7 protein-coding genes and 3 pseudogenes are annotated in these 8,175 nt (G+C 40.6%); 9 read left to right on the top strand and 1 reads right to left on the bottom strand.

The genetic code is table 11. The features are described from left to right. Positions 1 to 563: 563 nt before the first annotated feature. A pseudogene (locus PSI06_RS20285) lies at positions 564 to 746 on the bottom strand (zinc ribbon domain-containing protein); the annotation flags it as partial. 65 nt (positions 747 to 811) lie between these two features. Between PSI06_RS20285 and PSI06_RS21745 the strand changes: the two are divergent. The 9 genes and pseudogenes from PSI06_RS21745 to PSI06_RS20235 form a co-directional block, all read left to right on the top strand. Continuing rightward, positions 812 to 953 (top strand): annotated as a pseudogene (locus PSI06_RS21745) (transposase); the annotation flags it as partial. A 126-nt stretch (positions 954 to 1,079) separates the two neighbouring features. Beyond that, positions 1,080 to 1,214: an IS66 family insertion sequence element accessory protein TnpA gene (tnpA, locus tag PSI06_RS20280; RefSeq protein WP_010554742.1), complete on the top strand. Its 135-nt coding sequence runs from the start codon at positions 1,080 to 1,082 to the stop codon at positions 1,212 to 1,214. A gap of 151 nt (positions 1,215 to 1,365) precedes the next feature. Further along, positions 1,366 to 1,662: an IS66 family insertion sequence element accessory protein TnpB gene (gene tnpB / locus PSI06_RS20275; protein ID WP_010554741.1), complete on the top strand. Its 297-nt coding sequence runs from the start codon at positions 1,366 to 1,368 to the stop codon at positions 1,660 to 1,662. 38 nt (positions 1,663 to 1,700) lie between these two features. Then, a pseudogene (gene tnpC / locus PSI06_RS20265) lies at positions 1,701 to 3,224 on the top strand (IS66 family transposase). 556 nt (positions 3,225 to 3,780) lie between these two features. Next, positions 3,781 to 4,896 (top strand): PD-(D/E)XK nuclease-like domain-containing protein, encoded by a 1,116-nt coding sequence (locus PSI06_RS20255; RefSeq protein ID WP_010554738.1) that lies wholly within the window; start codon positions 3,781 to 3,783, stop codon positions 4,894 to 4,896. A 549-nt stretch (positions 4,897 to 5,445) separates the two neighbouring features. Further along, positions 5,446 to 5,706, top strand: coding sequence for a hypothetical protein (locus PSI06_RS20250; RefSeq protein ID WP_010554737.1), 261 nt, complete (start codon positions 5,446 to 5,448; stop codon positions 5,704 to 5,706). 874 nt (positions 5,707 to 6,580) lie between these two features. Next, positions 6,581 to 7,090, top strand: coding sequence for a hypothetical protein (locus PSI06_RS20245; RefSeq protein WP_010554736.1), 510 nt, complete (start codon positions 6,581 to 6,583; stop codon positions 7,088 to 7,090). After that, a complete protein-coding gene (locus tag PSI06_RS20240) occupies positions 7,071 to 7,820 on the top strand; it encodes a hypothetical protein (protein WP_010554735.1) in 750 nt (249 codons plus the stop codon). The genes PSI06_RS20245 and PSI06_RS20240 overlap by 20 nt, the downstream gene beginning before the upstream one ends. After that, positions 7,820 to 8,059 carry a hypothetical protein gene (locus PSI06_RS20235; RefSeq protein ID WP_273604747.1) on the top strand — a complete coding sequence of 80 codons (240 nt, stop codon included), beginning with the start codon at positions 7,820 to 7,822 and terminating at the stop codon, positions 8,057 to 8,059. Before PSI06_RS20240 ends, PSI06_RS20235 begins: the two co-directional genes overlap by 1 nt. Positions 8,060 to 8,175: the final 116 nt, after the last annotated feature.

The raw sequence follows: 8,175 nt of genomic DNA, 5'->3' as shown, positions 1-8,175 counted from the left end.
CGCGCGGAGAAAATTGCGATACTGAGAAAAAATCGATCGCAACCATCTTAAATGGTTTCAAACTAAGAACATACCCAAGACAATTTATTAAAAATTAGTTTTCACACAGTCTGGGCACGTGCCAGACCCTAAAATCGAATCTGGCATATATGCAAATTTAAGCATCAACTTATTGTTGGAGTTTTACTTTAGCGATAGACTGCCGGAAGTTTAAATATTTCACCTGTTACTCATCACCTTAAAAGGCCAATGAGTTAGGCTTAAATTAATGGCCAATACCCGTCCTTCTTGGACTGGATTTGATTAAGATTGATTTCTAATATCATTATGCGTACTTTTAAGAAATATTTTATTATTTAATAACATGCTAAGGTTCATGTGAACTACTCGCAACTAAAGCAGCGAGCTTCCAAGATAACAGCCTAAGTCGCTAACTCTTCTTTTTTGACGCTTCGTTGGACACCGCTAGTCGAGATTTTGGCTCGGCTAGTCTTACGATTGCCTCCACGTCCACTATCTGACTTGGTTCGTAGAACTCCACCGTCAGACAACACCATTCCAGTTTATAATATTAGGTTAATTGCCCGTTTCTTAATGACCTGTGATGCGTTGTTATCTGCATTGTCAGTGTTTCCACAGTTACCGCACAAAAATAGTTCTTGTGATCCTCGGTTGTCGGAGTGAGTGTGATCGCACTTGGCGCACTCCTGACAGGTGTAGGCTGGATTTACTTTTAATACGGCTCTCCCTGCTTGATAAGCTCAAAGGAAAATCGTCATACATGCTAAAGCGCGAGTATTGGGGGCGGATAAAGACAATGCTTTGGGGTAATCACTTTTGGTCGCCTAGCTATTGTGTCATGTGGTGGTACGAGTTTGGATGTGGTTAAGCAGTACATCGAAAACCAAAGCACACCACCAAGTGAAAGAGCTATTAAAACATCACGGCTTTAAGTCACAAAAAAGACTAGTTACCTTTTGCGCAATATCGCCCTTAAAAGTAAGCGCGTAATTAGCCCCACATACCAATGTTAATGGCACCTATGCATAATTTACTCAGCATATTAACCTGAGGTAATTATGAATAAGCAGCAAAAAATAAAACACTGGCAAGGCATTTTTGAGCAGCAAAAATCGAGTGGTTTAGCCACCATTCAATTTTGTCGTGATAACAACATTAACGCATCGACTTTCTATGTTTGGCGTAAACGGTAAGGGTTAAAAAGCAACAGGTGATCCCGTTTGTTATTCATGAACAAGCCTTTACGCAACCTTCAATCATTAAACTCACCACACCAAACGACTATCAAATAGACTTCGAGTCGACATTAGCTAACCAAACGCTAGCCAAATTATTGAGCGTACTGTGACACCTTGCACACACCAAGTTTACTTGGTCACGGGGTTCACCGACATGCGCAAATCAATCAATGGCCTAAGTATTATTGTCAGCGATACCCTATCTCTCGATCCTTTAAGCCAAGCGTGGTTCGTTTTTTGTAATAAACAACGCGATAAATTAAAGACTTTATTTTGGGATACCACCGGTTTTTGGCTCTATTATCGTCGTTTAGAACAAGGACGATTTCAGTGGTTGCTATCAGGGTTACCGGTCAGTAATCAAACACGGCACCCGACTTTATCGGGGTTATCGGTGATGTAAATTAATCAGATCGTTTTTTTACTTGAACGATCTTTCCCATGTGTCATGCTATTAAAATGCCAGACACTATTCTCATCACCGAACTACAAAATCAGCTTGCACTTATGCAGGCTAAGCTTGATGCTTTACAAGAAGATAAGGTTGAAATGCAATCGCGGATTGACCACTTGCTTGCTGAGCTTAAGTTAAGTAAATCCCAAAAATACGGTAAAAAAAAGTGAAAAAGCCCCACGGGGCACCTTCAATGAAGCGGAGCATCATAAAACGACTGAGCCGCCTAAACACCATAAGAAAGGCAAACAAACGCTGGCTGAGCACTTTGAACGAGAAGAGGTTGAGCACACCTTAACCGAGTTAACGTGTCAGTGTTGCGGTGAGCAACTACATCAATGTGGTAGTGAAGACAGCGAACAAGTTAAAATTATTCCGGCGAAAGTCAGCGTCATTAAGCACAAACAATTTAAATATGCTTGCAGACATTGCGAGCATGAACAATTGACCAGTAAAATCATCACCGCGCCTAAACCTAAACAACCGATACCGGGGAGTATTGCCAGTCCCGAGGCATTAGCAGCGGTTGTGACAGGCAAATACTGCGATGCCTTACCGCTTTATCGTTTCGTTGAAATACTGGGCCGTGGCGGCCTTGAACTATCGCGCGGAACATTAGCTAATTGGTGTATTAAAGCGGGCCTGCTAATCAACCCCTTAGTAGCAGCCATGCAACGTCACTTGCTTAATGAGCACAGTTTATGTGCCGATGAAACCCGTACACAAGTCTTAGATGAAGGTGACAATCCTAGCAGCAATTCCTACATGTGGGTTTATCGCAGCAATGAGGTTAGCCATGAGCCTGTCGTGATTTACGATTACCAAGCAGGTCGAAGTCGCGCTTGCGCAAAAGAATTTCTTGCCGGTTATCAAGGCTATTTACAGTGCGACGGTTACCGTGTTTATGACGGTATTGAAGGCATTACCCCTGTTGGTTGTTGGGCACACGCTAGACGCAAATATAACGATGCCTTAAAAGCAGAGTCGAAAAACAAAGGTCGAGCGCATAAAGCCATCAGCTTTATCAGCCAATTATATAAACTGGAAACCCAGGCTAAAAACAAACAGTTATCCCCTCAAGCGCGGTATCAGTTACGACAAGAAAAAGCCTTACCCATATTAATGCACTTTAAAGCGTGGCTTGATGAAGCCGAAGGTAAAGTAACGGCGGGGAGTTATATTGGCAAAGCGATAAAATACACGCTTAATCAATGGCCGAAATTAATGCGTATAGTGAAGATGGCGAACTAGGGATTGATAATAATATTACTGAGCGAGATATTCGGCCGTTTACCACTGGTAGGAAAAACTGGCTATTCTCAAAGTCAATTAATGGTGCCCAAGCAAGCGCCACACTCTATAGTATTGTGATGACGTGTCGTGCCAATGACATCAATCCTTATTACTACTTTGTGCATTTATTTAAAACGTTGCCGAATCGAGATGAGGGTGATGATGATTTTACCGACCTAATGCCGTGGAATGTGCAGCTAGACTTCGATTATAGCTAAGCGCACTGCTTAAATGCGCGCTTACAGTTAAACTTGACCTATTTCCCATAGAGCGTGGCTGCATGGCCAAAATACGGGCAGTAACTTGACCTATTTCCCATAGTGCCGAGCTGTATCGCCCAAATACGGGCAGTAACTTGACCTATTTCCCATAGTGCCGAGCTGTATCGCCCAAATACGGGCAGTAAACTTGACCTATTTCCCATAGAGCCGAGCTGTATCGCTTAAATACGAGCAGTAAACTTGACCTATTTCCCATAGAGCGTGGCTGCATGGCCAAAATACGGGCAGTAACTTGACCTATTTTCCATAGTGGTAGCTTGAGGCCACCCATATACATGAGTACCTTGGGGGTTGTGTGCAACAGCAAAGATACACAATTCTGGTGTCACACCATAATTGTGTAACCAATATTTCATATCAAAAATAAAATCATACTGATTAAGCACAATGGTTATTAGTCTTAACTACATGTTTATTATGCCGCTCTAGGTTAGTAGCCTGATTTTCTATCTATGGCATTATGGTCGGCATAAATAGTTAAAGGGTTAAACCAATGTCAGCAGCAAAACAATTAAATTATGGTCTTGATGAGATTCAAGAAGCTATCTCTAATGAAGAACTTGCACCTAAGTTAAGTAATTGGGTAGAAAAAGCCATAGAAGCTTTCGATGCTAATGGCGAGCCTAACTATGTTGATTCTCAAGGCGAGTTAATTGAAGGCATTTACATTAATATGCCTAATGATTTGTACCATAGCCTCCCTGCTTTAAGCTCATCTCAACTTAAAGAATTCAAGGAATCACCGCCTCATTACTACCGTAGATATTTATCAGGTATTGAAGTTAAGCGCACGCTTCAAACTCAACGCACATTAGATGCAGGTACACTTGGCCATGAGCTAATTCTTGAGCCAGAAGACTTTTACAATAAATACTTTAGAGAATTACTACCTATTGATGAGCCCGATGCATTGCATACTGAGGCGCAAATTAAAGCTGAGCTGGAAAAGCATAATCTAAAAACAACAGGAACTAAGGCTGTTAAAGCTGAGCGATTGGTTAAACACGATCCAAATGCGAAAGTTTTTGAACATTTATTACGACTTAATCGCGAAAAAGAGGGCGCACAAAGCACCGCAATAATAGAGGGCGAAGAAAAAACATTGTATGGCGGTAAGCTGGGTGTTGATGGCCAAGTGTGGGATAGCGCTATACGTATAGTTAAATCTTTAAAAAATGAACCACAAGCTGATGCGTACATTAATTATGGCTTACCAGAAGTTGCCATTATTTCACGCTGCCCACGTTCAGGTTTACTTTTGAAGGTTAAATTCGATTGGCTTAGGTTTGATGATGAAGCCGCTGATGTAAAAACTACTCGCTCTGCTAATCCAGATGATTTTTCAAGACAAATGCGCTCGTTGAAATACGACCTACAGCAAGCTTTTTATACTTATGTAGCAAGTTTGGTGGGTATTCATATTCGTCGCTTTTTGTTTGTTACTGTCGAATATGCGTCAGCAGATTATTGCCAACTATTTAAAATTAAAGATACTCGCCTTGCTAAAGCGTTTGAAGAAATGCATCAAGCCAAAGATGAATTTGTAGAATGTAAGCGCACGGGGAAATGGTTAAGCCGCTACAGTGGCTCAGTTATAGAATTAGATTAAAAAATTTACAATGTAGTTTTTGGGTAGCTGTAATTTTATAAGTTACGGCAAATTCACACTACAGCATGAAAGCGGCACGATACTCATCCGAACTTTTCAGCCTTAAACAAAGCGTTATTAATTTCCACCTTATTGATATGCCCAATAAGGTCGCTAAGAGGCAAAGTAATGCAAAAAACGCATCTTCACATCCAAAGAGCTAATCCCGTTACAATGCAATAATTTGTTCAGCCAGAGCATACACCCGGTAATTAAAAGCTTTAAATATTAGAGCACCCCAAAATGGTACCTCTAAGGTTCTTTAATAGTTATTAGTTAAGGGAGGTAAACCAAAAACACACTCTACAACATTAAAGCGGCACGAAAGCGGCACAAAATGGCACTGCTCAATTGCGGATAGTGAGCATGTTGCAGGTGTGGCCTAAAAGCGGCACGAAAACGGCACAATATGGCACTGCATAATTTCGGATAGTGCGCATGTTGCAGGTGCGGCCTAAAAGCGGCACGAAAACGGCACAATATGGCACTGCATAATTTCGGATAGTGCGCATGTTGCAGCTGCGGCTTAAAAGCGGCACAAAAGCGGCACAATATGGTACTGCTCAATTGCGGATAGTGAGCATGTTGCAGGTGCGGCTTAAAAGCGGCACAAAAGCGGCACAATATGGCACTGCTCAATTGCGGATAGTGAGCATGTTGCAGGTGTGGCCTAAAAGCGGCACAAAAGGGGCACAATATGGCATTGCTCAATTTCGGATGGTGAGCAAGTGGGTGGTATGGCATAAAATAAGCTTAATTCTGGCCACATGACCCTTATTAATCAAACTGAGCAGCTTAGTGCTGCTTTAATTGATGAACTGCGATACTCATTTAGTCTTTAACTCTTATTAAACACTCCTACGCTTTAACAACGTGTTCATCACTTCTTCTTGATTAATATGCACAGTAAATTGATTAAGATGCACTCCAATACGAATCTTTACACTTAGTGCAGCTAAGCCTAATACACTTCAACCTATCAAATTAATATAAAGGGGCATTATCCTTAACTGCCCTCAATTAATAGGGTGAGAATTTTTTTCCGCCCATTCTTCGGGCATTATCGCTTAAATAAAAATATAAGAGTTATGAAAACTGCCCACAATTAATAGTGAACTATCTCTTAAACTGCCCGCATGAGGGCACATTTGCTTAATTTGGAAAAGATAAGCCAATTTTCATGCCTATTAGAATTTAAAATTAGTAAAACAGGAAATGAATAAAAATAAAAAACTGCCCTCAATTAATAGGGTGAGATTTTTTTTCCGCCCATTCGTCGGGCACTTTCTTTAAATTAAAAAAAATAAATCATTAAAACTGCCCTCAATTAATTAGCGCGACATACAAACTGCCCACTGAGGGCAGTTTATGAGAATCTACTACATTACCAATGATGACTAAGGAATACATAAAAGTAAAAAATAAAATAATACCCTAATTAATTGAGGGCAGTTTCGACCAAACCGCCCTTTTAGGGGCACTTTCGCAAAACTGCCCTCAATTAGATTTTAGGGCAGTTACACAAAAACAAACCCCCACCGGTAGGTGCCCGAAATTTACAGCATGCATTTACACCCTCTCTATTTTTTTTCTCTTTTGGATATTTAGGTAAAAATAGCTCTATGGAAAAAGAAAAGGTTTAAAAATGAAAGCAGAAGCATTAGAGGTTCAGAAGTATTTAACCGACAAGAAGGACGACCTAGCTTTACAGCTTGATTCGTTAGTAGATGGTTATTGGATTGCTTGGCGTGACAGGAATAGAAAAATCATAGCCCAAAGCGCTAACTCTGACTTAAACGCTAAAGTTGGCAAGGTTGCACCGAGCATTCGCATATACAAAACAAAAAACCATAACCGAATAACGCTCAGATGGAGAGTTTACGACAATAGCTGGGCTAGGCTCAATGTTGCCAAAAGCAATAAGCAGACACTCCGCTATGCAAATGAACTAAAGCGCAATAAGGATGGCACTACAAGTCGATTCCAATTAGTAAAAAACGCAGAAAGTTGGGAGGTTGAATTTATAGATAAATTCCTAAGTGAAGCTGAACCCATAATCACGCTAATTAATATTATTCATCAAAGCATAAAATTACTAAATAACTCAAAAGCACTAGAAGCAAAGGAGCTAGAACATGGCGAAGAAAACAAGTGATTCAAGATCAACTAAACCATTGCAGAATGAACCAGCACAACATAAGTCGGTTACGAAACATGCAGGTAAAATGAAAACCATCTCGACGAAAATCAATTATGAAACTGACCATACTCATTCATATTTGAAGCTCAACGAACATAAAATTTTAAATGCATTTGAGCGATTGGCTGCAATTTTACGCATGGCAAAAACCTCAAACGCTGCGTACACGAGAATATCCCAATGGCATTCAGACGTTAACTTGGCCGTTGCTCAAGTTCAATTAGATACACTTCATGAACAAAGAGTAGAGAAAGAGAAAAACTTCCCAGTCACAGGCGAGTTCTTAATTAACACACCGGATAGCTACTTTATGGAGTTTGAAGTATCACATCCGGTAGGCCTAACTATTACTCAGTTAATTGTTGCCATTGATAAGGAGGTAAACGCAATTGAGAAATTATTCATGTTTGGGTTCTTAGACGACCTTGAGTATGAGCATGCGTGCAAGCAAGCAGCTGCGATTGTGACTGGTGTTACAGACAGAATAATGAAAGTGACCTCGCCGGGCAAACGCGAAGGTGGACAATTTCAGCCACGTTACTATTTAGAGTTTTTACGTGATCCACACTTCAACATGCTTTCATTGTGTGCGCTTCCTTACGAAACAGCCAAGATGATTCTGACTGAAGAGCAAATGAAATTAATTATCAAAACCAAAGAAGATAGTACGAGCAAGGTAGCCTAATGTCATTCGTATCCTCGATGAAGATGTTATTTGGTTTATCCACTTCTACAAAACCGAATTCTGGTGATGTAGAAGTGCTTAAAGATGAACCTGAACCACTCCAGTTGCAAACAAATGTAACTGGAGAAATATATTTAGACATTTACAACAGGCGGGTACACGATGCTGAGGCTCAATTTTACCCACCTAAAGTAAATGGTCTGAGCGTGTTTTGTGTGGATGCCATTTTGGGGTTCTAGGGATTTTCCCCTCTAAAGTAACATAGAACGCTACAGGTATTATATTATATGGTCTGTGGCGGTGGGTTACCTTCCAATATTCTGCCATCTTATATAAACACCATCAATCATATTGG

The sequence above is a fragment of the Pseudoalteromonas sp. GABNS16E genome (genome assembly GCF_028598715.1).
GTDB lineage: Bacteria > Pseudomonadota > Gammaproteobacteria > Enterobacterales > Alteromonadaceae > Pseudoalteromonas > Pseudoalteromonas atlantica.
This window is presented reverse-complemented; position numbering and strand designations above follow the sequence as displayed.

What these genes read in the sequence shown, in the direction of transcription:
- tnpA (WP_010554742.1), top strand. Translation starts at nt 1,080, where the DNA reads ATGAATAAGCAGCAAAAAATAAAACACTGGCAAGGCATTTTTGAGCAG.
- PSI06_RS20255 (WP_010554738.1), top strand. Translation starts at nt 3,781, where the DNA reads ATGTCAGCAGCAAAACAATTAAATTATGGTCTTGATGAGATTCAAGAA.
- PSI06_RS20250 (WP_010554737.1), top strand. Translation starts at nt 5,446, where the DNA reads ATGTTGCAGCTGCGGCTTAAAAGCGGCACAAAAGCGGCACAATATGGT.
- PSI06_RS20235 (WP_273604747.1), top strand. Translation starts at nt 7,820, where the DNA reads ATGTCATTCGTATCCTCGATGAAGATGTTATTTGGTTTATCCACTTCT.
- PSI06_RS20240 (WP_010554735.1), top strand. Translation starts at nt 7,071, where the DNA reads ATGGCGAAGAAAACAAGTGATTCAAGATCAACTAAACCATTGCAGAAT.
- PSI06_RS20245 (WP_010554736.1), top strand. Translation starts at nt 6,581, where the DNA reads ATGAAAGCAGAAGCATTAGAGGTTCAGAAGTATTTAACCGACAAGAAG.